Here is a 25,370-nt window from a genome sequence, read left to right on the forward strand (position 1 = left end):
CGGAGAGAATATGGCAAGAATCTGCGTAATCGGCGGCGGCGGCTTCATCGGACGCCATCTGGCGGCCCGGCTGTCACGGCACGGACATCGGCTCACCATCCCCAGCCGCAAGGCCGCCCTGCCTCAGTTGCAAGTGCTGCCGTCGGCAGAGCTGGTCCAGGCCAATGTTCACGATCCCGCCGCGCTGGCGCGGCTGGTCTCCGGCCACGACGCCGTGGTCAGCATGGTGGGCATCCTGCATGGCAGCCGCGCCCAGTTTGAAAAAGCGCACGCCCAATTGCCGGAAAAGATCGCCGCCGCCTGCAAGCTCGGCGGCATCAAGCGGCTGATTCACGTCAGCGCGCTGGGCGCCGCCCAGGATGCGCCCAGCGACTACCAGCAAACCAAGGCGCTGGGCGAGCTGGCCGTGGAAAACAGCGGGCTGGACTGGACCATACTGCGGCCGTCCGTGGTATTCGCAAGAGACGATGCCTTTCTCAATCTGTTCGCTGCGCTGCAGCGCGCGCTGCCCGTGCTGCCGCTGGCCGGAGCCGGCTGCAAAATGGCCCCGGTGTGGGTGGAGGACGTGGCGGAAGCGGTCCTCCGCTGCCTCGAACGACAGGAAACCATAGGACGCAAGCTGGACCTGGCGGGCCCGGAAACCTACACTTTGGCCGAACTGGCACGGCTGGCCGGCCGCCTCAGCGGCCATGCCCGACCGGTGCTTGCCCTGCCGGAACCCCTGGCCATGCTGCAGGCCGCGCTGATGGAATGGCTGCCCGGCCCCACCTTGATGAGCCGCGACAATGTGCGCTCCCTGCGTTGGGACAATATCAGCCCGGATCCTTTCCCTAGCGCCCTGCTGGGCTACGCGCCCACCGCGCTGTCGGCGCTGGCCCCGGACTGGCTGGCCGGCCGCGACAGCAACTACATTGCATCCCGATATCGAGAGAAGGCGGCGCGCTAGGCATGGAAATCTATATCGTCGGCGGGGCCGTGCGCGACCGCCTGCTGAATCTGCCCGTCAAGGACCGCGATTGGGTCGTGGTCGGCGCCATGCCCGAACAGATGCTGGCCGAAGGCTATCGGCCAGTCGGCAAGGATTTTCCCGTCTTTCTGCACCCGGAAACCCATGAAGAGTACGCGCTGGCCCGCACCGAACGCAAAATCGGCAAGGGCTATCACGGCTTCACCTTCCACACCTCGCCCGAGGTGACGCTGGAAGAAGACCTGGCGCGGCGCGACCTGACCATCAACGCCATCGCCGAAGCGGCGGACGGCAGCCTGACCGACCCCTACGGCGGGCAGGCCGACCTGCGCGCGGGCATCCTGCGCCATGTCAGCCAGGCCTTCGTCGAGGACCCGGTGCGCATTCTGCGCCTGGCTCGCTTCGCCGCGCGCTTCGACTTCGCCGTGGCGCCGGAGACCATGGCCCTGATGCGGCAGATGGTGGACAACGGGGAAGTGGACGCGCTGGTCGCGGAGCGGGTATGGCAGGAGCTGGCCAAGGGACTGATGGAGGACAAGCCGTCGCGCATGCTGCTGACGCTGCGCGAGTGCGGCGCGCTGGCGCGCATCCTGCCAGAGGTCGATGCCCTGTTCGGCGTGCCGCAACGCGCCGACTACCACCCGGAGATAGACTGCGGCGACCATACCCTGCGGGTTCTGGACTACGCCGCCGCGCAGGGCCAGCCCCTGGCCGTCCGTTTTGCCGCCCTGGGGCACGACCTGGGCAAGGCGCTCACGCCGGCGGAGGTGCTGCCGCGGCACATCGGGCATGAAATACGCGGCATTGAGCCGCTGTCCGCGCTATGCCGCCGCCTGCGCGTGCCCAGCGACTGCCGCGACCTGGCCCACATCACCCTGGTCCATCACACCAAAGTGCATCAGGCATTCGAACTCCGACCGGACACGGTGCTCAGGCTGTTCAAGGAATGCGACGCCCTGCGCCGCCCCGAGCGTTTTTTGCAGATGCTGGAAGCCTGCCTCGCCGACGCGCGCGGCCGGCTGAATTTCGAGGAAACGCCGTATCCGCAACTGGCCTACCTGGAAAAGCTGCTGCTAGCGGCCCAATCCGTGGATGCCGGCGCCATCGCCGCAGCCTGCGCAGACAAGGCGTCCATTCCCACCGCGATAGACCGCGGCCGGATCGAAGCCATCACGCAAGCCCGGCAAGCCTGGCGCGAAGCCAACGACGGCCGCTGATCACGCGCCGGCCAGCTGCCGCACCCGCTCGAACAAGCAGACGGTCGCCGCCATGGCGACGTTCAAGGATTCGGCATGGCCGGGCATGGGAATGCGGATGCGCGCATCGGCCAGGCTCAGCAAGGCATCGCTGACGCCGGCGCCCTCGTTGCCGAAGACAAAAGCCACCGCGCCGCTCAGATCATGGCCGTACAAGGAGCTGGCGCCCTCCAGATGCGTGACCAGCTTGCGGCCGGGAAAGCGCTGCAACTCGCCGGCCAGATCCGCTTGCTCGTGTATGCGCAAGACAAAGTGCGCCCCCATGCCGGCGCGCAGCACCTTGGGCGAAAACACGTCCACGCAGCCCTTGGACAAAAAGACATCGTAGACGCCCGCCGCCGCGGCGCTGCGCAGTATGGTGCCCAGGTTGCCTGGGTCCTGAATGTCTTCCAGCAACACGCGCGCGGCATCGGCCGCCGGCGCCGGCGGCTGCGGGCGCTCGCACAACGCCAGCAGCTCGCAGGCGCTGGACAGGGCCGTCGCCTTGGCCATCACCGCCTCGGGCATCGACACCACCACCGTGCCGCCGGGCAGCCTGTCCAGCACCTTCACCACCTCCGGCTTGCCGGCGGCGGACTCATTCAGGTACAGCCGGCCCGGACGCACCCCCGCCTGCAGGCAGGACTCCAGCAGATGGATGCCTTCCAGCACCATCACACCCTCCTTGCGGCGATCACGGCTGTACTGGACCAGCCGGGCCAGCGCCTTGACTTCGTCGTTATGCGGAGAGCGGATGGTTTTGGCGATATAGTGCATGGCTTGGGCTTATCTGTGGCGTAAAAACGAAGGGGCAGAGTTTACCTGCCCCTTCGCCATCTTGCATCATTGCGGCAGCAGCGTCAGCCGCGTGACCAGATCCTTGAAGCGGTGATAGGTGGCGTCGTCAATGGCGCGGCCGCTGGCCGCGTTGTCCACGTAGAACACGCCGCTGAGCTTGTGGCCGCCGAACAGCGTCATCAACGCGAACTCCTGATCGCCGACATGCTGGAAAAACACGTCGTCGTAACGCCGGGTCAGTTGCTGACGCACCGAGGCCGGCGCATGAAAACTCTGCGGCTTGCTGGTGAACACGCCGAAGAAGCTGCCCGGCTCCAGCTCCACGGACAAGCGCCGCAGCGGGCTGTCCGCCGACACGCCCACTTGATAGCGCAGCTTGAGCATATGGCCGTCGTGTTCGTAATGGTAATACAGCACGCGTTCGAACTTCAGATCGTTGGCCAGGAAGCGGATGGACTCGCGGATGGCTTTTTCCAAGGGGTCGCCGCCAGGCAGGCCTGCGGCCTTCTTCATTTCCATCTTCTTGCCGTCGCTGGGCAGCAACAGCAGCGCGCGCGCGGGGAACGTGTAGCCAACGACATGCGGGTGCCTGGCCACATTCAGCACCGCATGCACCACGGCCTGATAGGCCATTTCCGGGGTGCTGTTGATCAGTTTGGCCGCGGTATCCACCCCTACCTGCCAAGTGCTGCGCGATACGCCGTGCTCTAGCGAATTAGCCGTCGCGATGGCCAGCTTCAGCAACTGGCGGCGCTTGTTGGGCGCGCCCGGACCCAGCAAGGCGTTGAATCCCGCCGGCAAAGGCATGGCCTTGATGAAGGCCGCGAGTATCTGCGCGTAATCCGCTTCAAAAACGTCGGACATCTCCTGCAACAGCGGCCTGTCCGGCAGGCGGTTGCGCTGAATCATGTAAATGCAGCCCGGCAGGTTGTACAACAAAGCGGCCACGAAGCAATCTTCCACCTTCAGATCGCCCATGATGGACAGCCACTCCTTGACCAGCAGCGCCGCCACCCGGCTGCGGCCCAGCCAATCGCCCACCGCCTCGTACACGTCCTCGTCCAGCTTGTCCGGCACCGGCTCCAGCGCTTCGATGCGGTTGAAGCGCGTCACCACCGCCTCCAGTCCCATCAACAGCAAGGTCTGCTCGACGGCTGGAATCGACTCATTGCGCTGCAACGCCCGCGAATTGCCGACCACGCGAAACAGGTCCAGCAGCAGGAAGGGGTCGGACAGGCAAAGATTGGCCAGATAGGTGAAGTTGATCAGGTCGCTGTGGCGGGCGCAGGCATCGCGCACTTCGTTCAGCGTATCCGGCAGAATGGGCCAGCGTTTGTCGGCTATCGTTTGCGACCAGTTATTGAGATCCATGTGGATGGCGCCAGATCAGGAGTTCTTTTTGCAGGGGACCGTCAAGCGGCAGGCGCTCGTCGGGCTCGATATCGGGTACCACGAATGTATTGCTGATGAGCAGGCTGCCCGCCCGCCCTTCCGCCAGGAATTTGCTCCAGACTCTGGGCATGGGCTCCGGCGATAGAAACACGTAGATCGCGTCATGATTTCCCCAGTTTTCCGTCCAGAAGCTTCGGCAAGCAATGACCAAGCCGCCTGGCTTCCCTCCGCCCAGCCAGCGCAGCCGCGCCAGCAGCCAGCTGCCGACGGCATTCTCCAGCGCCAAGACGCGCAAGTCCGGCCGCAGGCCCGCCAGCGCCACAGCCAGCCGTCCATCCCCGCAACCGGCCTCCAGCAAGCGGGCGCCCGGCGGCAGCAAGGCTTCCAGCCGCTCAGCCACTTGCCTGCCCGAGCGGTACAGCGGCACGCGCTCAAGCGCGGCGTTCCGCCCGAACGCCAGCAACGCCAGCAAGCCGGCCAGATACCAGAACGGCGAAACATGCAGCCGCGACATCAGCGCCGCCGCAGGCATGAACAGCGCATGGGCCAGACACTGCCAGGCCGGGCGGCGCAAAGCGGCGCATGAAAGCGCCGCGAACAGGCCCTGCAGCAGGGCCCAGCCCACGGGATTCGCGCCCGGCGCGATGAACATCCAGGCCGCCAGACTGGCCAGCAGCTGCAGCAGGAGGTGACGCCAGCGCCCCATGCGTCAGGGCTTGGCCGAGCCGTCGCCGGCGGACGGCCCATCCGGCGGTCCGCCTATCACTTCCTGGTTCATCTGCGGCTTATAGCCGTCATTCAGAATGGCGGTCTCGGTTTCCTTGTTCAGCACCACGATGCTGATGCGGCGATTCTCCGGGCTGAACACATCGCTCTTGATCAGGGGGATGACCGAGGCCATCCCCACCACGCGCAAGATCTTGCTTTCGCTGAGACCGCCGGCTACCAGCTCCCGGCGGGCGGTATTGGCGCGATCCGCCGACAGCTCCCAGTTGCTGTAGCCGCCCTGGCCGCCGGCGAAGGGCTTGGCATCGGTGTGGCCCGAGATGCTGATCCGGTTGGGCAGCTGATTCAACTCCTGGGCCAGTTGCTGCAACAGCACGCGGGTATACGGCAGCATGCGCGAACTGCCGGAGTCGAACATCGGCCGGTTCTGCTCGTCCACGATCTGTATCTTCAGGCCTTCCGGCGTCATTTCCAGCTTGAGCTGGTTTTTATAATCCTTGAGGAAGGCGCTGGTGTCTATCGTGTGTTGAATCTTCTGTTGCAGCTGGTTCAGGCGCGCCTGCTCCTGCTGCTTCTGCATGATGTCTTCCTGTTTGGCGCCGGCCTTGTTGACCTGGCCCGCCTGCTTGGTCAGATCGTTGCCGCCACCCTTGATGACGGATGTGGCGTCGCCGGCCCCGGCGCCCCCGGACAAGGCGACCTTGAGCGGAGTCTTGAAGTATTCGGCGATGCCGTTCAAGGTGCCCTGCGAGGCCGAGCCCAGCAGCCACATCAGCAGGAAGAAGGCCATCATCGCCGTCACGAAGTCGGCGTAGGCAATTTTCCAGGCGCCGCCGTGATGGCCGTGCCCGCCCTTCTTGATTTTCTTGACGACTATGGGTCGTTGCGATTCATCAGCCATGGTTATTCCCTGCCCCGCTTATTTCTTCTGCTTGACGTGGTCTTCCAGCTCCTTGAACGACGGCCGGTCTTGCGAGGACAAGGCCTTGCGGCCGAACTCCACCGCCACCTGCGGCGCGTAGCCGTTCAGGCTGGCCAGCAGCGTCACCTTGATGGTCTGGTAAACGCGCGTGCCTTCGCCCAGCTTGTGTTCCAGGATGGTGCCCAGCGGGCCGACGAAGCCATAGGCCAGCAAAATACCGAGGAAGGTGCCGACCAGGGCGTGCGCGATCAGCATGCCCAGCTCGGACGGCGGCGCGCCGACGGACTCCATGGTGTGCACCACGCCCATCACGGCGGCCACGATACCGAAGGCCGGCAGGCCGTCGGCCAGGCCCTTGACGGCCGACACCGGCACCTCGCCCTCGTGGTGGTGGGTTTCGATTTCCACGTCCATCAGGTTTTCGATCTCAAAGGCATTCAGGTTGCCGCCCACCATCAACCGCAAGTAGTCGCAGATGAACTCCACGACGTGGTGGTCGTGCATCACGGTGGGATATTTGGTGAAGACCGGGCTGGACTCCGGGTTTTCGACGTCGGCCTCGATCGACATCAGCCCTTCCTTGCGCACCTTGGTCAGGATCTCGAACAGCAGGGAAAACAGATCCATATAGAAGCCCTTGCCATACGGACTGCCCTTGAATACCGTGGGCAGCGCCTTCATGGTGGCCTTCAGCGGCGCGCCGCCGTTGGCGACGACGAAAGCGCCGATGGCGGCGCCGGCGATCATCACCACCTCCAAAGGCTGCATCAGCGCGGCGACATGGCCCCCCGCGGCGATGAAGCCCCCCAGCACCGAACCCAGAATGATGAGATACCCGATTCCGACGAACATGCGTCAAGTCCTGTATTGTTTTTTATTGCCCCATGCTGCAGATTGCATTACAGCATGCCTTTTTGCAATTCATTATAGAAATAATAGAAAAAGCGGGTTGAATTGTATCAACCCGCCCCATTCGCTGCAAAACCGGAAAGCGGCGCACCTGAGCGCCGCCGCCTCCGCATCATAGCCGTCCTCAAACCAAGCTGCGCGCCTTCAATGCCTGTTCAAACTCTTCCAGGCAGCGGGAGGCCAGCGCCAGCATCTCGTCCACCTCGGCCCGCGTCATCACCAGCGGCGGCGCCGATACGATATGGTCGCCGCAGGCGCGCATGATCAGGTTGTTGCGGAAGAAGATGTCGCGGCATAGCGTGCCGATTTCGCCGAAGTCCGGGAACAGTTCGCGCGTGGCCTTGTTCTTGACCAGGGTGAAGGCCTGGATCATGCCCACGCCGCGCACATCGTCCACGTGCTCGAAACGGCTGAAGGTTTCGCGCCAGCGCTGCTGCATATAAGGACCGATGTCCTCCTTGACGCGCCGCACGATGCCCTCGTCGCGCAAGGCGACGACATTGGCGTGGGCGACGGCGGCGCAAACCGGGTGGCCGGAGTAAGTGAAACCGTGGTTGAAGTCGCCGCCGGCGATCAGCCCTTCGGCCACGCGCTTGCCGACAAACACCGCGCCGATCGGCAGATAGCCCGAGGACAAGCCCTTGGCCGTGGTGAAGATGTCCGGCTGGAATCCCAGTTGCTGATGGCCGAACCACTCGCCGGTACGGCCAAAGCCGCAGATCACCTCGTCCGCCACCAGCAATACATCATGCTTGCGGCAGATGCGCTCGATTTCCGGCCAGTAGGTGGCCGGCGGAATGATGACGCCGCCGGCGCCCTGGATCGGTTCGCCGACGAAGGCGGCCACCTTGTCGGCGCCGATTTCGAGGATTTTCTCTTCCAGCCAGCGCGCGGCCACCAGGCCGAACTCGTCCGGCGTCATGTCCTTGCCATGCTTGTACCACCACGGCTGCTCGATATGGGCCATGCCCGGAATCGGCAGGTCGCCCTGCTCATGCATATACTTCATGCCGCCCAGGCTGGCGCCGCCTATGGTGGAGCCGTGATAGCCGTTCCAGCGGCCGATCAGCGTTTTCTTTTCCGGCTTGCCCTGCACATCCCAGTAGCGGCGCACCATGCGTATCATGGTGTCCACCGACTCCGAACCGGAATTGGTGTAGAACACATGGTCGAATCCGGCCGGCGTCACCTCGGACAACAGGCTGGACAGTTCGATCACGGCGGGATGGGTGGTCTTGAAGAAAGTATTGTAAAACGGCAGTTCTTCCATCTGGCGGCGCGCCACCTCGGCGAAGTCCTTGCGGCCGTAACCGACATTGACGCACCACAGGCCGGCCATGCCGTCCATGATCTTATTGCCTTCCGAATCCCACAGGTAGACGCCCTCGCCGCGCGTCATCACGCGCGCGCCCGCCTGGTTCAGCGAGGCGGTATCCGTGAACGGATGCAGGTGGTGAGCGGCATCCATCTCGCGCCATTGGCTGGTGCTACGTTGCTTCTGCATAAACACTTCCTTCCTGTTTTCTCCGACGGGGCGAGCCGGCGGCCCGCCCTTCCTGCGCCTGCGGCGTCTTACTTATTCTCTTGTCCTGCCTGTCGTCGCGATTCTAACCGTTTGCGGTCGCCTCGCCCATCACACGTGCAGCAACAGGAACTTGCGCTCCCACGGGCTGATCACGCGGAAATACTCGGAAAATTCCTTTTCCTTCATCGCCACATACATTTTGACGAAGCGCGTTCCCAACACTTCGGCCATCTCCTTGCACCCCGCCAGCTGCAGCAGCGATTCTTCCGAGCTGTTCGGAAACTGGTAAGGCAATTCGTAGGCGTCGGTTTGGCGCGGCTCGGCGGGCTTGAGCTTGTTCACCATGCCCAGGTAGCCGCAAGCCAGCGTGGCGGCGATGGCGATGTAAGGATTCACGTCCACGCCCGGCACCCGGTTCTCCACGCGGCGCGCGGCCGGCGAGGAGTGCGGGATGCGCAGGCCCACGGTGCGGTTGTCGTAACCCCATTCGACATTGGTCGGCGCCGCGGTGTAGCGAGACAAACGACGGAATGAGTTCACATAAGGGGCGAACAGCGGCATGGTCTGCGGGATATAGGTTTGCAGGCCAGCGATGAAGTGGAAGAAATGCTCGGACGGGCTGCCGTCTTCGCTGGTGAAAATATTGCGGCCGGTATTCTTGTCCACCACGCTCTGATGGATGTGCATGGCGCTGCCGGGCTCGTTTTCCATGGGCTTGGCCATGAAGGTGGCGTACATATTGTGGCGGAACGCCGCCTCGCGCACCGTGCGCTTGAACAGGAAGACTTGGTCGGCCAGTTCCAGCGGATTGCCATGCAGGAAGTTGATTTCCATCTGGGCAGTGCCGATTTCGTGAATCAGCGTGTCCACTTCCAGATTCTGCGCGTGGCAGTAGTCGTAGATGTCCTCGAACAGCGGGTCGAATTCATTGACGGCGTCGATGGAGTAAGAACGCCTGCCGAACTCCGCCCTGCCGGTCCTGCCTATCGGCGCCGCCAGCGGCACGTCCGGGTCCGGATTCGGCGACAAGAGATAAAACTCCATCTCCGGCGCCAGCACCGGCTCCAGTCCCAATTCGGCATACAAGCCCAGCACGCGCTTGAGCACATTGCGCGGCGCCACGTCCACCGGCGTGCCGTCGGCGCGGTAGCAGTCGTAGATCAGCTGCGCCGTCGGGTCCACCGCCCACGGCACATAGCGCAGGGTGTTCGGGTCCGGCTCCAGCACCATGTCCGGATCGGTCAGGTCCAGCAGGCTGTCGTCAGGGTAATCGCCGGTGACGGTCTGGATCAGCACCGCTTCGGGCAGGCGCATTTCCGGGTCGGAAACGAACTTGTCCTTGGGCACGATCTTGCCGCGGGCGACGCCCGTCATGTCCGGCACGATGCATTCGACTTCGGTGATGCGGTGCTCTCGCAACCACTCATTGATCTGGTGATTCATAACGCTTCCTCTGTATTCTCCCCGGCCGCTGGCTGCGGCTCTGGTTCGGGAGGTGCTACTTATGAGTCATCAAAACGCGCCCAGGGTTCATCTTCCCGTGCGCGGCACGGCTTACTCCCCGATGCGCCGCGCCCTCCGCGCGCGGCAGGCTTCGCCGAAGGCGCCGAAAATCGCCTGCGACAAGGGGTTTTCCCAGTAGCGCCATTCCGGGTGCCATTGCACGGCGAAGGCGAAGGCCTGGGCGTCGCGGACGCGGTAGGCCTCCACCAGGCCGTCTTCGGCATGGGCCTCGGCGTCCAGCGCGGGCGCTAGACGCTTGATGCCCTGTTGATGCAAGGAGTTGACTCTCGCGCCGCGCTGGCCTGTCCATTGCTCCAGCAGGCCGCCGCCCGCAAAAGTGACTTCATGCGACGGCGCGTACATCTCGGCCACGTCTTCGCTCTCGGCCTCGCGGTGGTCGCGGAGGCCGGGCTGCTCCTGCACATGCTGGTGCAGCTCGCCGCCCAGCGCGACATTGATTTCCTGGAAGCCGCGGCAGATGCCCAACAAGGGAATGCCGGCCTCCAGCACCATGCGGATCAAAGGCAAGGTGGTGGCGTCGCGCTTGGGATCGTGCAAGGTGCCGCCTCGGCTGGCCGCGCCGCCGTAATGATGCGGCTCCACATTGGACGGCGAGCCAGGCAACAGCACGCCGTCCAGCGTGGCCAGCGTGGCGCGCAACAGCGCCTCGTCGCCCAGCGAGGGAATCAGCAGCGGCAGCCCGCCCGCGCCTCCCGCCGCGGCGGCGATGTATTTGTCGCCCACCGCATGGAAGGGCAGCAGACCGATCATTTTCAGATCGCATGGAATGCCGATGATGGCTTGCGTCATGGTGAAACGACTCCTGTTCAGCTGGCGGCCTTGATGGCTTCCATGGGATCGACGTAGGCATAGCCCAGGTCTTGCGCAACCGCCTGATAGGTGACGCGGCCGCGGCAGATGTTGAGGCCGTTGCGCAGATGGGCGTTGTCCAGCAGGGCCTGGCGCCAGCCCTTGTTGGCCAGCTCCAGCGTATAGGGCAAGGTGGCGTTGGTCAGCGCCTGGGTGGAGGTGCGCGCCACGCCGCCCGGCATATTGGCCACGCAGTAGTGGACGATGCCGTCCACCATGTAGATCGGGTCCTGGTGGGTGGTGGGCCGGCTGGTTTCGAAACAGCCGCCCTGGTCGATGGCCACGTCCACCAGCACCGCGCCCGGCTTCATGGTCTTCAGCATGGCGCGCGTCACCAGCTTGGGCGCGGCCGCGCCGGGGATCAGCACCGCGCCTATCACCATGTCGGCGTCGCGTATGCTCTCGTCGATATTGGCGCTATTGGACATCAGCGTCTTGATGCGGCCGCCGAACACCATGTCTATTTCCTTCAGGCGGGCCAGAGACTTGTCCAGAATCGTGACATCGGCGCCGGTGCCCATGGCCATGCGCGCGGCGTTGAGACCCACCACGCCGCCGCCTATCACCACCACCTTGGCCGGCGCCACGCCCGGCACGCCGCCCAGCAGCACGCCGCGGCCGCCCTGGGCCTTTTCCAGCGCATGCGCGCCGGCCTGGATGGCCATGCGGCCGGCCACCTCGGACATCGGCGCCAAGAGCGGCAGGCCGCCGCGCTCGTCGGTGACGGTTTCATAGGCGATGGCCACGGCGTCGGATTCGATCAAGAGCTTGGTCTGTTCCGGGTCCGGCGCCAGGTGCAGGTAAGTGAACAGCACCTGCCCGGGACGCAGCAGGCGGCACTCCACCGGTTGCGGCTCCTTGACCTTGACTATCATGTCCGCCCGTTCGAACACCTCTTCCGCATTAGAAGCGATGGAGGCGCCGGCCTGAATGTACTGCTCGTCAGTAAAACCGATGGCCAGTCCCGCCTGGGTCTGCACCAGCGCCTTGTGGCCCGCGGCCACCAGTTCGCGCACGCCGGACGGGGTCAGGCCCACCCGGTATTCGTGGTTTTTGATTTCCTTCGGAACGCCAATCAACATAGTCGCCTCCAAGCGGGTTCGGTTGAGAGCCGCGCGGCCACACCCGTTTAAGAAAATTCACATCGCGCTTGCCCTTTCCAACTGATTCTGACTATAAAAGCTGACCCTTGCAAAGATATTTGATTTTGCGACGCAGCAAGCACATTCGCCCATGCGCGCGGTACAATGCCGCATTTGTCTAAAATTATTAACATACGGATGGAGCAGGAAAATGGACGTCGGCGCGCGATTGAGAATGGTCAGGACCAAATTCGGCCTGTCGCAGCGAGAGCTGGCCAAGCGGGCCGGCGTCACCAACGGCACCATTTCGCTGATCGAGCAGAACCGCGTCAGCCCCTCCGTCAGTTCGCTGAAAAAAGTGTTGGAAGGGCTGCCGATCACGCTGGCCGAGTTTTTCACTTTCGACGCCGAACCCAGCCAGCCGCGCGTGTTCTACCAGGCCGACGAGCTGCCCAACCTCGGCAACGAGGACATCAATCTGATGTTGGTGGGCACCGCGCACGACAAGCGCGACATCGCCATCCTGCGCGAGCGCTACCTGCCCGGCGCCGACACCGGCCCGGACATGCTGGTGCACGAAGGCCAGGAAGGCGGCGTCATCATCCGCGGCAGCATAGAGGTGACCGTGGGCAATGAGAGCCGCGTGCTGGGGCCGGGCGACGCCTATTACTTCGACAGCAAGCTGCCGCACCGTTTCCGCAATGTCGGCGACGACATCTGCGAGATGGTCAGCGCCAGTTCGCCGCCCACTTTCTAAAAGGGAGACCGTCTTGCAGCTGGCCTACGCCATCATTTATGTGCCGGACGTGCCGGCATCGCTTCGCTTCTTTGAATCCGCCTTCGGCTTCCAGCGGAAGTTCCTGCATGAATCCGAAGCCTACGGCGAACTGGACACCGGAGAAACCACGCTGTCCTTCGCCCAGCATGAGCTGGCCGCAAGCAATCTGCCAGACGGCCATGTCCGCGCCAGCGAGTCCGCCCAGCCGCTGGGCATGGAAATCGGCCTGGTCACGGACGACGTCGCCGCGGCGCATGCCCGGGCGCTGGCGCACGGCGCCACCGAGCTGGCGGCGCCCAAGCAGAAGCCCTGGGGCCAGATCGTGTCCTATCTGCGCGCGCCGGATGGCGCGCTGATCGAAATCTGCAGTCCCGTGTCAGTCTGAAACTCAATAACAGAATCCATGAGGAGAGCCGCATGTCCCGCAGTCACGCAGAATGGAAACAGCTTGCCGCCGAACTGAAAATTGAAGGGCGCGCCTTTGTCGACGGCGCCTACCGCGACGCCGCCGACGGCAAGCGCTTCGATTGCGTCAATCCCGCCACCGGCGCCAAGCTGGCCGACATCGCCCATTGCGGCGAGGCCGAGGTGGAGGCGGCGGTCAAGGCCGCGCGCCGCGCCTTCGACTCCGGCGCCTGGTCCGGCTTGGCGCCGCGCCAGCGCGGCGCCATCCTGAAACGCTTCGCCGCGCTGATGCGCGAGCATGCGGAGGAGCTGGCGCTGCTGGAGACGCTGGATGTCGGCAAACCCATCGGCGACACCACTTCGGTGGACGTCCCGGGCGCCGCCTACTGCGTGGAATGGTTCGCCGAGGCGATAGACAAGATAGGCGGCGAAGTGGCCCCGGTGGACCCCAAGCTGGTGGGACTGGTCACGCGCGAACCGGTGGGCGTGGTGGCCGCCATCGTCCCATGGAACTTCCCCATCTTGATGGCCAGCTGGAAATTCGGCCCGGCGCTGGCCGCCGGCAATGCCGTCATCGTCAAGCCGTCGGAAAAATCGCCGCTTAGCGCCATCCGCGTCGCCGCGCTGGCCAAACAAGCCGGCATGCCGGACGGCGTGTTCCAGGTGCTGCCCGGCGGCGGCGAAGTCGGCAAGCTGCTGGCCCTGCACATGGACGTGGACTGCGTCGCCTTCACCGGCTCCACCGGCGTGGGCAAACTGATCGCCGGCTACGCCGCGCAATCCAACCTGAAGCGGACCTGGCTGGAGCTGGGCGGTAAATCGCCCAACATCGTCCTGGCGGACTGCCCGGACATCGAACGCGCCGCGCGCGCCGCCGCCGGCGCCATTTTCTACAATATGGGCGAAATGTGCACCGCCGGCTCGCGCGTGCTGGTGCAGCACAGCATCAAGGAACGCTTCCTTGAAGCGTTCAAAAAAGCCGCCGCCGGCTACTACCCCGGCGATCCGCTGGACCCCGCCACCGCCATGGGCGCCATCGTCGACGACATTCAATACCGCAAGGTGCTGGGCTATATCGACAAGGGCCTGAGCGAGGGCGCGCAACTGCTGCTGGGCGGCAAGGCCGTGCATACGGGCCAGGGCCTGTTCATCGAACCCACCGCCTTTGACTGCCCGCGCGCCGATCTGGCCATCTGCCGCGAGGAAATCTTCGGCCCGGTGCTGTCCATCATCACCTTCGACGATGTGGAAGACGCCATCCGCATCGCCAACGACACGGAGTACGGCCTGGGCGCCGGCGTCTGGACTGCCGATGTCAGCACCGCGCATCGGGTGTCGCGCCGCCTGCGCGCCGGCACCGTATGGGTGAACTGCTACGACGAAGGCGGCGACATGAACTTCCCCTTCGGCGGCTACAAGCAGTCAGGCAACGGCCGCGACAAATCGCTGCACGCGCTGGAAAAATACACCGAACTGAAGAGCACCTTGATCAAGCTGTAAGCCCTCTGCGCCGGCCGGGCTCATGCCTGGCCGGCCGCCAGCCTCGCCAGCCAGCGGCGGATGGCTAGCTCGTCCTCTCCCGACAGCTGTTCGAGCATGTTTTTCTCCAGCACGCTCACCCGCCGCTTGCTTTCTTCGAGCAACTCGGCCCCCCGTCCGCTCAATTGCAGATGCACGATGCGGCCATGCCTGGCATGCGGCGTAGCTTCCACCAGCCCGGCCTTCTTCAGATTGGCCACGATCACGCTGACCGTCTGCGGCGTCAGCATGGCCAGCCGCGCCAGGTCGGCATTGGAGTGGCCGGGATACGCCGCCAACATGGTCAGCACCGAAAACTGCGGCGGCGTAATGGCCAGGTCGGCCAGGGCGCGCTCCATGCGCAGATGATGAGCGGCCGCGGCCTGCCGCAACAGATAGCCGATATGCCCGTCCTCACCGCGCTTGCCCTCTCCGGGTGCCGGCAGCGCTTCGCTGAATGACTTGATCATAATATCAAAGCTCTGATATGTTTGTTGATGTCAGAACTCTGATATTAATCACAAAGCCATAAGGACGCCATCGATGAATCTGGAAATCCGCGAAATCGACACAACCGAGGCCGTATGCGCCTGCTTTCCGCTCATGCGGCAATTCCGCCCCCATCTCGCCAGCGCGGAGGAGCTGGCCGCGCGCTGGCACAGCCAATGCGAACAAGGCTACCGCCTGCTCGGCCTGTATCGGGAGCAGGCCCTGCTTGCCCTCGCCGGCTGGCGGATCATGGAAAACCTGGTGCATGGCCGCCATATGTACGTGGACGATCTGGTCACCGATGAAAACTATCGGGGCCAGGGCCTGGGCGAGACCCTGCTGAACCATCTGAAGCGACTGGCGCCGCAGCACGGCTGCGCCCGCCTGCTGTTGGACACCCCCATGTCCAATACGCTGGGCCACCGCTTCTACTACCGGCAAGGACTGGTGGCCACCGCTTTCCGCTTTATGCAGATTCTCGAGGAAACCCGGACATGAGCGACATCCTTCACATCAGCGCCAGCCCCAACGGCATCCATTCCTACAGCCGCCGCATAGGCGATGCGCTGGCGCTGCGCCTGGCCGCAGCCAGCGCGGGCCGCGTGGCGGAAAGAGACTTGAGCGAAATGCGTTCCGCCTCGATAAACCAGGCCTTTGTCGAAGCCAGCCTGAGTCCCGCGGACCCGCGCGGGCCAGAACAGATGGCCGCCTTGGCGCTATCGGAGCAGCTGATAGGCGAACTGGAACGTTGCACCTGCCTGATCCTGTCCACCCCCATGCACAACTTCACGGTGCCGGCGTCGCTGAAAACCTGGCTCGACTTGGTGCTGCGCCCTGGACGCACCTTCCGCGGCGGGCCAGATGGCAAGACCGGCCTGCTGGCGGACCGTCCGGTTTGTCTAATCGTGTCGAGCGGCGGGCCGCTGCCATCGCAACCGGATTGGCAGGCTGACTTCCTGACGCCTTATCTGCGTTACGCCCTCGCCTGCATGGGCTTGCGCGATGTTTCCGTCCTCTATCAGGAGAATCTGCGCCGCGGCGACGAGGCCTGGCGGCGCGCGCAGCAGGAAGCCGCGCAATGGCTGGATCGGCAAACCGCTCGGCTGACCCAGGCCAGGGTCTGTTGACGCAGTCTGAGCGGTCGCGCCGGGTGTGCTTTGCGACGAATCGTCGCGTTTCGCGCGCCGCATAGCCATGCGCTGCCCGCGCGGAACAAGCAAGCGTCGGCGCGACAGGCGCCCGGCCCTGCGGATTTGGCGCAGCGCAAACGCGATCCGCACACCCAATCTCAACCGCCTTCCGCCACGCTATGCCCATATCGAAGGCGCCTTGGCTATAATCATCGGGAAATCCTAGGAAATGAGCCGGCTGCAGTTGACGCCGGCTGCAGCACAGGTTCCCTGCCATGCTTGTCCTTGCCTCGATCTGCCATGCTTTTGCCCGTCGCCTGCTGCCAGGCTTGCTTGCGCTTGGCTTGCTGGCATTTCCCGCCGCCCACGCTTCCGCCAACTCCGCCTGCCCCAACGGCCCCATTCGGGTCGGCTTCTATAAATTCGGCGCCGCTTATCGAGACGGCAAGGGCTACGACGTGGACATCGTGCGCGAACTGGCCAAGCGCCTGCGCTGCCCGATAGCCGACGAGGTGGAGCTGCCCCGGATACGGGCCTTGAAAATGCTGGAAACCGGCCAGATCGACATCGGCACCTCCACCCTCGCCACGCCGGACCGCCTCCGCTATGCCTGGATCTATCCTTACAACCACACCAAGAACATGGTGCTGCTGCACGCCTCCATCAAGGCGCGCACGCTGGCGGACCTGCAGAACGACCCCGCCCTGCATTGGGGCAAAGTGCGCGGTTATCGCCACAGCCCGCAACAGGATCAACTACTGGCCCAGATGGACGCGCAACACCGGCTGTCGGTGGCGGATGACGAGGATGATCTGTACCGCATGCTGGACGACGGCATCATCACCGCCGCATTCGCGCATCCGTCCAGCTACGGCCGCTGGCTGCGCGATCCCTTGGTTGCCAAGCGCATCACGGTGCTGGACCTGTTTCCCAACAGCGAGACCCTGGCCAGCGGCATCGCGCTGAGCAAGGCGCGCTTCAGCCAAGCGGCGGCAGAGCGCTGGCATCAGGAAGTGCTGAACATGTATAAGGACGGCAGCCTACTGGACATCCTGCGGCGCTACCTCAGCGAGGGCGCCGCCAGGCAAATGATGCAGCAGCCGTTGGATTGAGCGATGAGCGGCCGCCTGTCTAGGACATTACGCCGATTGGCAATCTTGGCGGCCCTGTCATGCGCCGGCGCCGCGCAGGCCGCGGCCAACCCCGCCTGTCCCAACGGCGGGCTGACCATCGCCTATTACGAATTCGGCGTGGCTTACCATCGCGGCGCCGGCTACGACGTGGACCTTGTCCATGCGCTCGCGCAGCGTCTGGGCTGCGCCATTCGCGACGAACAGGGCTACCCGCGGATACGGGCGCTGAAGCTGCTGGAATCCGGACAGGCGGATATCGGCACCTCCACGCTGATCACGCCGGAGCGACAGCGCCTTCTCTGGCTGCTGCCATACAATCGCAGCAAGAATCTGGTGCTGGTGAACCATGATGCGCGCGCGGACACGCTGGACGCCTTGCTGAAAACGCCGGGCCTGCGCTGGGGCGTGATACGCGGCTACCGCCATAGCCCGGAAGAGGATGCCTTGCTGAGCGCGCTGGAGCGCGAGCGTAAATTAGTGATCGCCAGCAATGAAGACGACTTGTACAAAATGGTGTGCAACGGCGTCGTCACCGCCGTCTTCGGCCATCCCATCAGCTTCGATCCCTGGCTGCAGCGCCATCGCGCCCAGCAGCGCGTGACCGTGCATGATTTCTTTCCGGACAGCGAGATCATCAGCGGCGGCATCGCGCTGAGCAAGGCGCGTTTCGACGCCAGGGCCGCCGCCTTGTGGCAGGAGGCGCTGCGCCAGATGTACCGCGATGGCGCCTTGCGCGCGCTGATGCTGCGCTACCTGACCGAACCCAGCGTCGATCAGGTGCTCAAGCCGCCGCTGGAATAAGCGCCCCATCGTTCACCCATGCCAAACGGCTCCGCCAGGGACGGAGCCGCTTGAGGTAGGCGCATAGGCTAATGGCTTACAGCGCCAGTTTGGCGATGGCCTCCTTGGCCAGATGGATGGACGTGGCGCGCTTGTCCGGGCCCATGCCGATGGCTTCAGCGCGGATGATCTCCACATCGCTCACGCCCAGGAAGCCCAGCACCTTCACCAGGTAGTCTTCCTGGAAGTCCATCAGGCTGCCCTGCTCGCTGCTGTGCACGCCGCCGCGGGCCGACACGATCACGACCTTCTTGTTCGGCACCAGGCCCACCGGGCCGGTTTCGGTGTACTTGAAAGTGCGGCCGGCGGCGGCCACGCGGTCTATCCAGCTTTTCAGTTGCGTCGGGATGGAGAAGTTGTACATCGGCGCGCCTATCACCAGCACGTCGGCGGCGATGAACTCCTCGATCAGCGCGTCGCTCAGCGCGGCTTCGCTGCGTTGGGTCGCGGTCCAGTCCGACTCCGGCGCGAAGCGCGTGCCGACGATCTCGCCGGACAAATGGGCGATCGGATTGGCCGCCAGATCGCGGTAGCTGGTTTCCACATTAACGTGGCGTTGGCGGATGGCGTCGGCCACGACGGCGGACAGTTCGCGGGTGACGGAGTTGTCGGCCAGGATGCTGGAATCAAGGTGCAGCAGTTTCATGATCGGGTCTTTCTGTGTCAGGTGGGAATGAGTGCATGATAGGCAGGCGCAACAATCCGGACTAGACTGCTAAAATCGGAAACATTGTTCCATAAGCGAGACAATCATGCAGGACCTGAACGATTTGCGATACTTCGCCAAAGTCGTCGAGCATGGCGGCTTCATGGCCGCCGGCCGCGCGCTGGGCATGCCCAAGTCCACTTTGTCGCGCCGCGTGGCGGAGCTGGAGAGCCGGCTGGGCGTCCGCCTGCTGCAAAGAACCACCCGCCGCTTGTCGCTGACCGAGATAGGCAGCCAGTACTACCAGCATTGCCAAGCCATGCTGGCCGAGGCCGAGGCCGCCGACGAAGCCATTCTGCAAAGCAGCGCGGAGCCGCGCGGCGCGATCCGCGTCAGCTGCCCGGAGCTGCTGTGCAAGACCATGCTCAGCGCGGCGCTGCCCCGCTTCCTGGCGCAACATCCGCAAGTCCGGGTGCTGCTGGAGTCCACCAATCGCCGCGTCGATTTGATCGAAGAAGGCGTGGACGTGGCCATCCGCGTGCGCAACGTGATAGAAGACAGCGCCAGCCTGGTGGTGCGGCGCCTGGGCAAGAGCCGCTTCATCCTGGTGGCCAGCCCCGGCTTCCTGCTGCGGCATGGCGAACCGCTGGCGCCGGAAAAACTGGCCGCCTTGCCCGCCTTGACCATGAGCCGGCCGGATGGCCGCGGACAATGGCTGCTGCTGGACAATGTCGGCCAGACCTACACCATCCACCTGGACGCGCCCAGGCTGATGACCGACGACATGATCGTGCTGCAGGAGGCCGCTGTCGCCGGACTGGGCATCGCCGCCCTTCCCGCCAATGTCTGCCACCAGGCCTTGGCCGACGGCAGGCTCAAACGCATCCTGCCGCAATACGACTTTCCCTGGGGCATCCTGCACGCCGCCTTCCCGACCCGGCGCGGCCTGTCGCCGGCGGTGCGCGCCTTCCTGGACTTCATCGCCGAAGAATTGATCAGCGAGGAAATGGCCGGCGACTGGGGGCGCGCCGACATCCGCCCGGCATGACATTTGCTAGGCGCTGGCATCGCCATTTGGAAACGATGCCATGTTCACGCTGCGCCCGCTGACCGAAACCGACTCCATCGAGCAACTCACCGTACTGTTGCACCAGGCTTACGCCCAACTGGCCGCCATGGGCCTGCGCTACACCGCCGTTGACCAAAGTCCCGAGGTCACTCGCCGCCGCATCCGCGGCGGCCACTGCCTGCTGGCATGGCACCAAGATGAGCTGGCAGGCACCGTCACGGTGCACCGCGCCCTGCTCACCTCGCATTGTCCGCAATTCCGCCAGCCGGACACTGCCGTGCTGGTGCAACTGGCCGTCGCCCCGCGCTGCCAGGGCCTGGGTCTGGGCGAATGGCTGATGCAGGCGGCGGAAGACTGGGCCCGCGCCCAGGGCTGCGCCGCCATCCGCCTGGACACCGCGCGCGATGCCGCCCATCTGCTGCGCCGCTACGCGCGGCGCGGCTATGTCGAGGAGGCGCCGCTGCAATGGCCGGACAAAGCCTACCAGAGCGTGGTCATGGTCAAATCGCTGGAAACTCTGCCGCCCCAAGCCGCTCGAACCCCTAGTTGCAGCGCAACAAGCTGATGGCTGCGCGCCACACTGCGGCCCCAGACCATCCGCATTTATTGCAATGCAGCAAATAACGAGTACAGTGGCAGCCAAGGCCATCGCCGTGGGCCGCCATACCGTTTCCACTCATCCAAAAACAAGGGGTTGCAATGTGGTCAGCTACTGCAGTTCGAGCCGGGAATCTACCGTTCGCCCAACCGTTGTTTGATTACTGGCTGGATGCCTGCCAGCGCGGCGTCCTGTACTGGGACACCCTGTACCAGCGCGGCGCCACCTATCTGGAGCACTGCGAAAGCGGCAAGCCGCCGGTGCTGGTGTTCGACTACGAAATCATCATGGACGCCCGCGAGCTGCCCGACCCGGCCAACTACGCTTTGGCCTCCATTCAGCCCCCTGCAGGCTGCCCGGCCACCGATCCGGCCAAGCGCCCCTTCGTCGTCATCGACCCGCGCGCCGGCCACGGCCCCGGGATTGGCGGCTTCAAGATGGACAGCGAGATAGGCATCGCGCTGCAGCAAGGCCATCCCTGCTATTTCGTCATGTTCTTCCCGCAGCCGGTGCCGGGCCAGACCATAGAGAGCGTGGCCAAGGCCGAGGGCCATTTCCTGGCCCGCGTCAACGAACTGCACCCGGACAGCGACGGCAAGCCCTTCGTCATCGGCAACTGCCAGGGCGGCTGGGCGCTGGCCATGCTCGCGGCCGTGGCGCCGGACCTGGTCGGCCCCATTCTGCTGGCCGGCTCGCCGCTGTCCTACTGGGCCGGCGTGCGCGGCAAGAACCCGATGCGCTACGCCGGCGGCCTGAACGGCGGCACCTGGAGCGCCTCCCTGGCCGGCGACCTGGGCAACGGTCACTTCGACGGCGCCCATCTGGTGGAGAATTTCGAAAAGCTGGACCCGGCCAACACGCTGTGGAAGAAGTCCTACAACCTGTACTCCAAGGTGGACACCGAACCGCAACGCTACCTGGACTTCGAGCGCTGGTGGGGCGGCCACTATCTGCTGAACAAGGCGGAGATGGAGTGGATCACGCAGAAGCTGTTCGTCGGCAACGAGCTGGTCCACGGCAAGATCACCAGCCACGACGGCACCATGCGCGTGGACATGCGCAACATCCGTTCGCCCATCATGGTGTTCGCGTCCTGGGGCGACAACATCACCCCGCCGCAACAGGCGCTGAACTGGATCGCGGACCTTTACGACAGCGTGGAAGACATCCGCAATAACGAGCAAACCATCGTCTACTGCCTGCACAACAAGGTGGGCCACCTGGGCATCTTCGTCTCCGCCGGCGTGGCCAACAAGGAGCACAGCGAATTCGCCAGCGCGCTGGACCTGATCGACGTGCTGGCGCCGGGCCTGTACGAAGCCGTCATCGAGGACATCGCGCCGGACTCTCCGGGCCAGGAATACATAGAAGGCCGCTACATCATCCGCTTTGAGGCGCGCGACGTGCCGGACATCCTGGCGCTGGACGACGGCCGCGACGACGAGCAAGCCTTCGAAGTGGTGAAGCGCGTGTCCGAAATCAACCAGGGCGTATACAACCGCTACCTGTCGCCGGTGGTGCGCGCCTTCAGCAACGAAGCCAGCGCCCGCCTGCTGCGCGAGCTGCATCCGGCCCGCTTCGAACGCACGCTGATCTCGCCCAAGAACCCGTTCCTGTGGTGGCTGCCCGGCCTGGCCGCCCACGTCCGCGAACAGCGCCGCCCGGTGGCGGAAGACAACCCGCTATGGCAATGGCAGGAGCGCATGTCCGACCTCATCGTCCAGTCGCTGGACCGCTACCGCGACCTGCGCGACGCGGCGCAGGAACAGCTGTTCCGCTCCGTCTACGAATCGCCGCAGCTGGCCACGCTGGTCGGCGTGCAGCCGGCCGGCGAGCCGCGCAGCCAGGCGCTGGCCTGGGAAAGCCGCGAACTGGCGCGCCTGAAGCGCGAAGCGCTGGACCCTTGCTTCGAACAGGGGTCGCTGGCAGACGGCTTCGTCAGGCTGCTGGTGTATGTCGGCAATGGCATGGGCGCAATAGACGAGCGTCCTTTCAATGCCATCCGCCGCACCATGCGCGGCGTCCATAAGGAGTATCCGCTGACGCTGATGCAGTTGAAGCAGACCATACGCCGCCAGGTTTCGCTGGTGCGCGCCGACCCTCAGCGCGCGCTGAATGGCCTGGGCTCGCTGCTGCCGCAACAGCACATCCGCCATCAAGCATGGATGCTGGTGCGCGACCTGCTGCTGGTGAACCGCCATGACATTCCGGCGGAACAGCAAGCGCGGCTGAAACAGGTGGCCGATGCGCTGGGCTTGTCGGAGCAGGACCGCCTGACCGTGCTGGACAAGTCTGAGATCCGCCCCATGACGGCCGCCAGCGCTCAGCCGGAAGCGCCCACCGCCGCGACTGCCGCGCCGGCCAAGGCCAGCCCGGCGCGCAAAGCCGCCGCCTCTCAGGCCAAGACCGGCACGAAAACGGCCAGCAGCGCCGCCCGCAAGCCGTCCGCCAAGACCAACGGCCAGGCCCAGCCCGCCAAGCCTGCGGCAAACCCGCCCAAGGAGTCCTGATGGACGAACCGGGACGCCAGCAGGCGTCCCGGTTGTTTGCAATCGCCTCCGCGGCGGCAGACCGGCCAAGCGTCCGCGCCGGAATGCGCATCACCCCGGCAGACCGGCAGCGTCTCCCCGCTGCGCCTCCCGCACCCGGTCAATGAACCGCTCGGCGGCGCGGCTCAGAATCGCACCCTCCCTCATCAGCAGCAGCAAGCTCACATCCGGCGGGCGGGCTTCCAGCTTCAACTCGACGAAGCGCTGCGCGGTCAGCGTGGCCCGCAAGGCCTGATTGGACAGCGGCACCACCGCGTCCATCGTCATCAGCAGGCCGCAAAACAGCACATTGGACGTGCAGCACGTGATGCGCGACGGCGGCGCCAGGCCTTGCCCGGCAAACATCTCCTGGACAAAGCGCTCGTACTGCCCGCTGGGGTCCGCGTGCAGCCATTCCGCCTCCCGCAGCGCGTCCAGGGAAACGGCATGGCGCAGCGGGCTGTCCGCACGCACGACGAAGCCGGCGCGCGACGAAAACAATCGCTCCGCTCGCACAAAGGGATCGTCCCCTACCGCGGCGAATGCGCCCAGCGCGAAATCCAGCTGGCCGCTGCGCAAGCCGTCCAGCAATTGGGGGCCATTCAATTCCAGAAAGTCCACCTTCACCTGCGGCATGGCCTTGCGGAAGGCCGCGAAGGCCTGCGGCAAGACCTCCAGCCCGGCCAAGGGCGTCAGGCCGATGCGCAGGCTGCATTCCCGGCCGGAGCGCAATCTGTCCATTTCCCGCTGCGCCCGCTCCAGCTCGCGCATCACCAGCCGCGCGTAGCCCAGCAAGACCTGGCCGGCATCGGTCAGCGTCACCCCCCAGGAGTTGCGCAGCAGCAAGGGCACGCCTTGCTCCGCCTCCAGCTCGCGCAGCGCCTTGGTGATGGCGGGCTGCGTCACGCACAGCGCGCGCGCCGCCGCATTGACGCTGCCGTGGTCCGCCACCGCGACCAAGGCCCGCAATTGGTGTTGCTTCAGCAAGCTCATGGATAACTCCCGGTTATGGCTATCAATATTTGTGCTTATTCAAGGCAAATAGTTTTGCCTAGCATGGTTCAGCGCCTTTCCAACACGAGACCCAGCCATGGCAAACGATACCTTCATCCTGCCGGAAATCCTGAACAGCCTGGATGAATTCATCCAGCTGCGCCGACAGATCCACGCCCACCCAGAACTCGGCTTCGAGGAAAAACAGACCAGCGAACTGGTGGCGGCCAAGCTGCGCCAGTGGGGCTATGCGGTGCATGAGGGCGTCGGCCGAACCGGCGTGGTAGGCACGCTGCGCGCCGGCGACGGCCCGCGCGCGCTCGGCATACGCGCCGACATGGACGCGCTGCCGATACAAGAAAGCACCGGTCTGCCCTACGCCAGCGTCTGCCCCGGCAAGATGCACGCCTGCGGCCACGACGGCCACACCGCCATCCTGCTGGCCGCCGCCAAATACCTGGCCGAGACGCGGCGCTTCACCGGCACTTTGCACCTGATCTTTCAGCCCGCGGAAGAAGGCCTGGGCGGGGCGCCGGCCATGCTGCAGGATGGATTGTTTGAGCGCTTCCCCTGCGACGCCGTTTACGCCCTGCACAACGCGCCCGGCCTGCCGGTGGGCGGCTTCGCGCTGAAGGAAGGCGCGATGGCCGCCTCGTCCGACAGCGTGGACGTGCGCCTGGTGGGCGTGGGCGCGCACGGCGCCATGCCCAGCTTCGGCCGCGACCCCATCGTCGCCGCCTCATCCATCGTGATGGCGCTGCAAACCCTGGTGGCGCGCAACATCCCCGCCACCGAGGCCGGCGTGGTCACCGTCGGCGCGCTGCACGCCGGCAAGGCGCACAACGTGATTCCGGAACACGCGGAAATGAAGCTGACCGTGCGCGCGCTGAGCCGCGACGTCCACGCCACCTTGAAGCAGCGGCTGCATGAAACCATCCGGCTGCAGGCCCAGAGCTATGGCGTGGAAGCGGATATCCACTACCGCACCATCGCGCCGGTGCTGGTCAACACCCCGGATGAAACCCGCTTCCTGGCCAACCTGATCCGCGAGCACGCCGGCGCGGAACGTCTGATCCAGCCGCCGCAAGGGATGATGGGCAGCGAGGACTTTGCCTGGATGCTGGAGAGGAAGCCGGGCTGCTACGTGCTGCTGGGCAATGGCACCGAAAGCCGCGGCGGCTGCATGGTCCACAACCCCGGCTACGACTTCAACGACCAGGCCCTGCCAGTGGGCGCCTCGCTGTGGGCGCGGCTGGCGGAAAACTATCTGCGCGGCTGAGACGCATCGCGATCAAGCCGGCGGCACAGCCGGCA

Annotated in this window: 25 protein-coding genes; 13 read left to right on the forward strand and 12 right to left on the reverse strand. The window is 64.9% G+C overall.

Going from position 1 to position 25,370, the window contains the following annotated elements:
- Positions 1-10: 10 nt before the first annotated feature.
- Both FYK34_RS07435 and FYK34_RS07440 read left to right on the forward strand, forming a co-directional pair.
- Positions 11-946, forward strand: a complete 936-nt coding sequence (locus tag FYK34_RS07435) for a complex I NDUFA9 subunit family protein (RefSeq protein WP_149295770.1) — start codon at positions 11-13, stop codon at positions 944-946.
- A gap of 2 nt (positions 947-948) precedes the next feature.
- Positions 949-2,184, forward strand: a complete 1,236-nt coding sequence (locus tag FYK34_RS07440; protein ID WP_149295771.1) for a multifunctional CCA addition/repair protein — start codon at positions 949-951, stop codon at positions 2,182-2,184.
- Here FYK34_RS07440 and FYK34_RS07445 read toward each other — a convergent pair whose 3' ends face one another.
- The 9 genes from FYK34_RS07445 to ald form a co-directional block, all read right to left on the reverse strand.
- Entirely contained in the window at positions 2,185-2,979 is a 795-nt protein-coding gene (locus tag FYK34_RS07445; RefSeq protein WP_149295772.1) for a TrmH family RNA methyltransferase, read from the reverse strand.
- A 66-nt stretch (positions 2,980-3,045) separates the two neighbouring features.
- Positions 3,046-4,371 carry an HDOD domain-containing protein gene (locus tag FYK34_RS07450; protein ID WP_149295773.1) on the reverse strand — a complete coding sequence of 442 codons (1,326 nt, stop codon included), beginning with the start codon at positions 4,369-4,371 and terminating at the stop codon, positions 3,046-3,048.
- Complete coding sequence (locus FYK34_RS07455) at positions 4,358-5,098, reverse strand: protein-L-isoaspartate O-methyltransferase family protein (protein WP_149295774.1); 741 nt, start codon at positions 5,096-5,098, stop codon at positions 4,358-4,360. Before FYK34_RS07455 ends, FYK34_RS07450 begins: the two co-directional genes overlap by 14 nt.
- A 3-nt stretch (positions 5,099-5,101) precedes the next feature.
- On the reverse strand, positions 5,102-6,019 hold the full coding sequence (gene motB / locus FYK34_RS07460; RefSeq protein WP_149295775.1) for a flagellar motor protein MotB: 918 nt from the start codon (positions 6,017-6,019) through the stop codon (positions 5,102-5,104).
- 18 nt (positions 6,020-6,037) lie between these two features.
- Entirely contained in the window at positions 6,038-6,892 is an 855-nt protein-coding gene (gene motA / locus FYK34_RS07465; protein WP_149295776.1) for a flagellar motor stator protein MotA, read from the reverse strand.
- Positions 6,893-7,073: 181 nt separating this feature from the next.
- Entirely contained in the window at positions 7,074-8,453 is a 1,380-nt protein-coding gene (locus FYK34_RS07470) for an aspartate aminotransferase family protein (RefSeq protein WP_149295777.1), read from the reverse strand.
- Between the two features lie 129 nt (positions 8,454-8,582).
- On the reverse strand, positions 8,583-9,917 hold the full coding sequence (locus FYK34_RS07475; protein WP_149295778.1) for a glutamine synthetase family protein: 1,335 nt from the start codon (positions 9,915-9,917) through the stop codon (positions 8,583-8,585).
- A gap of 111 nt (positions 9,918-10,028) precedes the next feature.
- Positions 10,029-10,787 carry a gamma-glutamyl-gamma-aminobutyrate hydrolase family protein gene (locus FYK34_RS07480; protein ID WP_149295779.1) on the reverse strand — a complete coding sequence of 253 codons (759 nt, stop codon included), beginning with the start codon at positions 10,785-10,787 and terminating at the stop codon, positions 10,029-10,031.
- 17 nt (positions 10,788-10,804) lie between these two features.
- A complete protein-coding gene (ald, locus tag FYK34_RS07485; protein ID WP_149295780.1) occupies positions 10,805-11,929 on the reverse strand; it encodes an alanine dehydrogenase in 1,125 nt (374 codons plus the stop codon).
- 211 nt (positions 11,930-12,140) lie between these two features.
- Between ald and FYK34_RS07490 the strand changes: the two genes are divergently transcribed.
- From FYK34_RS07490 to FYK34_RS07500, 3 genes are read left to right on the forward strand one after another with little or no spacing between them, the layout of a single operon-like run.
- Positions 12,141-12,686 (forward strand): cupin domain-containing protein, encoded by a 546-nt coding sequence (locus FYK34_RS07490; RefSeq protein ID WP_149295781.1) that lies wholly within the window; start codon positions 12,141-12,143, stop codon positions 12,684-12,686.
- Between the two features lie 13 nt (positions 12,687-12,699).
- Positions 12,700-13,092 (forward strand): VOC family protein, encoded by a 393-nt coding sequence (locus tag FYK34_RS07495; protein WP_149295782.1) that lies wholly within the window; start codon positions 12,700-12,702, stop codon positions 13,090-13,092.
- A 32-nt stretch (positions 13,093-13,124) separates the two neighbouring features.
- Positions 13,125-14,612 (forward strand): aldehyde dehydrogenase, encoded by a 1,488-nt coding sequence (locus tag FYK34_RS07500; protein ID WP_149295783.1) that lies wholly within the window; start codon positions 13,125-13,127, stop codon positions 14,610-14,612.
- A 20-nt stretch (positions 14,613-14,632) separates the two neighbouring features.
- Here FYK34_RS07500 and FYK34_RS07505 read toward each other — a convergent pair whose 3' ends face one another.
- A complete protein-coding gene (locus FYK34_RS07505; RefSeq protein ID WP_149295784.1) occupies positions 14,633-15,100 on the reverse strand; it encodes a MarR family winged helix-turn-helix transcriptional regulator in 468 nt (155 codons plus the stop codon).
- A gap of 73 nt (positions 15,101-15,173) precedes the next feature.
- Here FYK34_RS07505 and FYK34_RS07510 point away from each other — a divergent pair, with 73 nt between their 5' ends.
- From FYK34_RS07510 to FYK34_RS07525, 4 genes are all read left to right on the forward strand, one after another.
- Positions 15,174-15,617, forward strand: coding sequence for a GNAT family N-acetyltransferase (locus FYK34_RS07510; protein WP_149295785.1), 444 nt, complete (start codon positions 15,174-15,176; stop codon positions 15,615-15,617).
- Positions 15,614-16,246 carry an FMN-dependent NADH-azoreductase gene (locus FYK34_RS07515; RefSeq protein WP_149295786.1) on the forward strand — a complete coding sequence of 211 codons (633 nt, stop codon included), beginning with the start codon at positions 15,614-15,616 and terminating at the stop codon, positions 16,244-16,246. Before FYK34_RS07510 ends, FYK34_RS07515 begins: the two co-directional genes overlap by 4 nt.
- A gap of 278 nt (positions 16,247-16,524) precedes the next feature.
- Positions 16,525-17,361, forward strand: coding sequence for a substrate-binding periplasmic protein (locus FYK34_RS07520; RefSeq protein ID WP_149295787.1), 837 nt, complete (start codon positions 16,525-16,527; stop codon positions 17,359-17,361).
- Between the two features lie 36 nt (positions 17,362-17,397).
- Entirely contained in the window at positions 17,398-18,183 is a 786-nt protein-coding gene (locus tag FYK34_RS07525) for a substrate-binding periplasmic protein (protein ID WP_231137399.1), read from the forward strand.
- Between the two features lie 76 nt (positions 18,184-18,259).
- On the opposite strand, the gene FYK34_RS07530 is transcribed toward FYK34_RS07525, so the two are convergent.
- Entirely contained in the window at positions 18,260-18,868 is a 609-nt protein-coding gene (locus tag FYK34_RS07530) for an FMN-dependent NADH-azoreductase (protein ID WP_149295789.1), read from the reverse strand.
- A 106-nt stretch (positions 18,869-18,974) separates the two neighbouring features.
- Between FYK34_RS07530 and FYK34_RS07535 the strand changes: the two genes are divergently transcribed.
- The 3 genes from FYK34_RS07535 (at position 18,975) to FYK34_RS07545 (ending at position 23,045) form a co-directional block, all read left to right on the forward strand.
- Positions 18,975-19,916, forward strand: coding sequence for a LysR substrate-binding domain-containing protein (locus FYK34_RS07535; RefSeq protein ID WP_149295790.1), 942 nt, complete (start codon positions 18,975-18,977; stop codon positions 19,914-19,916).
- A 40-nt stretch (positions 19,917-19,956) separates the two neighbouring features.
- Positions 19,957-20,502, forward strand: a complete 546-nt coding sequence (locus tag FYK34_RS07540) for a GNAT family N-acetyltransferase (protein ID WP_149295791.1) — start codon at positions 19,957-19,959, stop codon at positions 20,500-20,502.
- A gap of 185 nt (positions 20,503-20,687) precedes the next feature.
- Positions 20,688-23,045, forward strand: coding sequence for a DUF3141 domain-containing protein (locus tag FYK34_RS07545; protein ID WP_231137400.1), 2,358 nt, complete (start codon positions 20,688-20,690; stop codon positions 23,043-23,045).
- 90 nt (positions 23,046-23,135) lie between these two features.
- On the opposite strand, the gene FYK34_RS07550 is transcribed toward FYK34_RS07545, so the two are convergent.
- Entirely contained in the window at positions 23,136-24,056 is a 921-nt protein-coding gene (locus FYK34_RS07550) for a LysR substrate-binding domain-containing protein (protein ID WP_149295793.1), read from the reverse strand.
- Positions 24,057-24,153: 97 nt separating this feature from the next.
- On the opposite strand from FYK34_RS07550, the gene FYK34_RS07555 reads away from it, so the two are divergent.
- Positions 24,154-25,335, forward strand: coding sequence for a M20 aminoacylase family protein (locus FYK34_RS07555; protein WP_149295794.1), 1,182 nt, complete (start codon positions 24,154-24,156; stop codon positions 25,333-25,335).
- The last annotated feature ends 35 nt before the right edge of the window (positions 25,336-25,370 follow it).

This window comes from Chromobacterium paludis, from assembly GCF_008275125.1.
Classification (GTDB): domain Bacteria; phylum Pseudomonadota; class Gammaproteobacteria; order Burkholderiales; family Chromobacteriaceae; genus Chromobacterium; species Chromobacterium paludis.

Bases quoted from the DNA above. Each gene is read 5' to 3' on its own strand.
- ald (WP_149295780.1), bottom strand. From the start codon at position 11,929: ATGTTGATTGGCGTTCCGAAGGAAATCAAAAACCACGAATACCGGGTG.
- FYK34_RS07550 (WP_149295793.1), bottom strand. From the start codon at position 24,056: ATGAGCTTGCTGAAGCAACACCAATTGCGGGCCTTGGTCGCGGTGGCG.
- FYK34_RS07520 (WP_149295787.1), top strand. From the start codon at position 16,525: ATGCTTGTCCTTGCCTCGATCTGCCATGCTTTTGCCCGTCGCCTGCTG.
- FYK34_RS07445 (WP_149295772.1), bottom strand. From the start codon at position 2,979: ATGCACTATATCGCCAAAACCATCCGCTCTCCGCATAACGACGAAGTC.
- motB (WP_149295775.1), bottom strand. From the start codon at position 6,019: ATGGCTGATGAATCGCAACGACCCATAGTCGTCAAGAAAATCAAGAAG.
- FYK34_RS07510 (WP_149295785.1), top strand. From the start codon at position 15,174: ATGAATCTGGAAATCCGCGAAATCGACACAACCGAGGCCGTATGCGCC.
- FYK34_RS07455 (WP_149295774.1), bottom strand. From the start codon at position 5,098: ATGGGGCGCTGGCGTCACCTCCTGCTGCAGCTGCTGGCCAGTCTGGCG.
- FYK34_RS07435 (WP_149295770.1), top strand. From the start codon at position 11: ATGGCAAGAATCTGCGTAATCGGCGGCGGCGGCTTCATCGGACGCCAT.
- FYK34_RS07490 (WP_149295781.1), top strand. From the start codon at position 12,141: ATGGACGTCGGCGCGCGATTGAGAATGGTCAGGACCAAATTCGGCCTG.
- FYK34_RS07555 (WP_149295794.1), top strand. From the start codon at position 24,154: ATGGCAAACGATACCTTCATCCTGCCGGAAATCCTGAACAGCCTGGAT.
- FYK34_RS07505 (WP_149295784.1), bottom strand. From the start codon at position 15,100: ATGATCAAGTCATTCAGCGAAGCGCTGCCGGCACCCGGAGAGGGCAAG.
- FYK34_RS07515 (WP_149295786.1), top strand. From the start codon at position 15,614: ATGAGCGACATCCTTCACATCAGCGCCAGCCCCAACGGCATCCATTCC.
- FYK34_RS07470 (WP_149295777.1), bottom strand. From the start codon at position 8,453: ATGCAGAAGCAACGTAGCACCAGCCAATGGCGCGAGATGGATGCCGCT.
- FYK34_RS07500 (WP_149295783.1), top strand. From the start codon at position 13,125: ATGTCCCGCAGTCACGCAGAATGGAAACAGCTTGCCGCCGAACTGAAA.
- FYK34_RS07540 (WP_149295791.1), top strand. From the start codon at position 19,957: ATGTTCACGCTGCGCCCGCTGACCGAAACCGACTCCATCGAGCAACTC.
- FYK34_RS07530 (WP_149295789.1), bottom strand. From the start codon at position 18,868: ATGAAACTGCTGCACCTTGATTCCAGCATCCTGGCCGACAACTCCGTC.
- FYK34_RS07480 (WP_149295779.1), bottom strand. From the start codon at position 10,787: ATGACGCAAGCCATCATCGGCATTCCATGCGATCTGAAAATGATCGGT.
- FYK34_RS07440 (WP_149295771.1), top strand. From the start codon at position 949: ATGGAAATCTATATCGTCGGCGGGGCCGTGCGCGACCGCCTGCTGAAT.
- motA (WP_149295776.1), bottom strand. From the start codon at position 6,892: ATGTTCGTCGGAATCGGGTATCTCATCATTCTGGGTTCGGTGCTGGGG.
- FYK34_RS07535 (WP_149295790.1), top strand. From the start codon at position 18,975: ATGCAGGACCTGAACGATTTGCGATACTTCGCCAAAGTCGTCGAGCAT.
- FYK34_RS07450 (WP_149295773.1), bottom strand. From the start codon at position 4,371: ATGGATCTCAATAACTGGTCGCAAACGATAGCCGACAAACGCTGGCCC.
- FYK34_RS07475 (WP_149295778.1), bottom strand. From the start codon at position 9,917: ATGAATCACCAGATCAATGAGTGGTTGCGAGAGCACCGCATCACCGAA.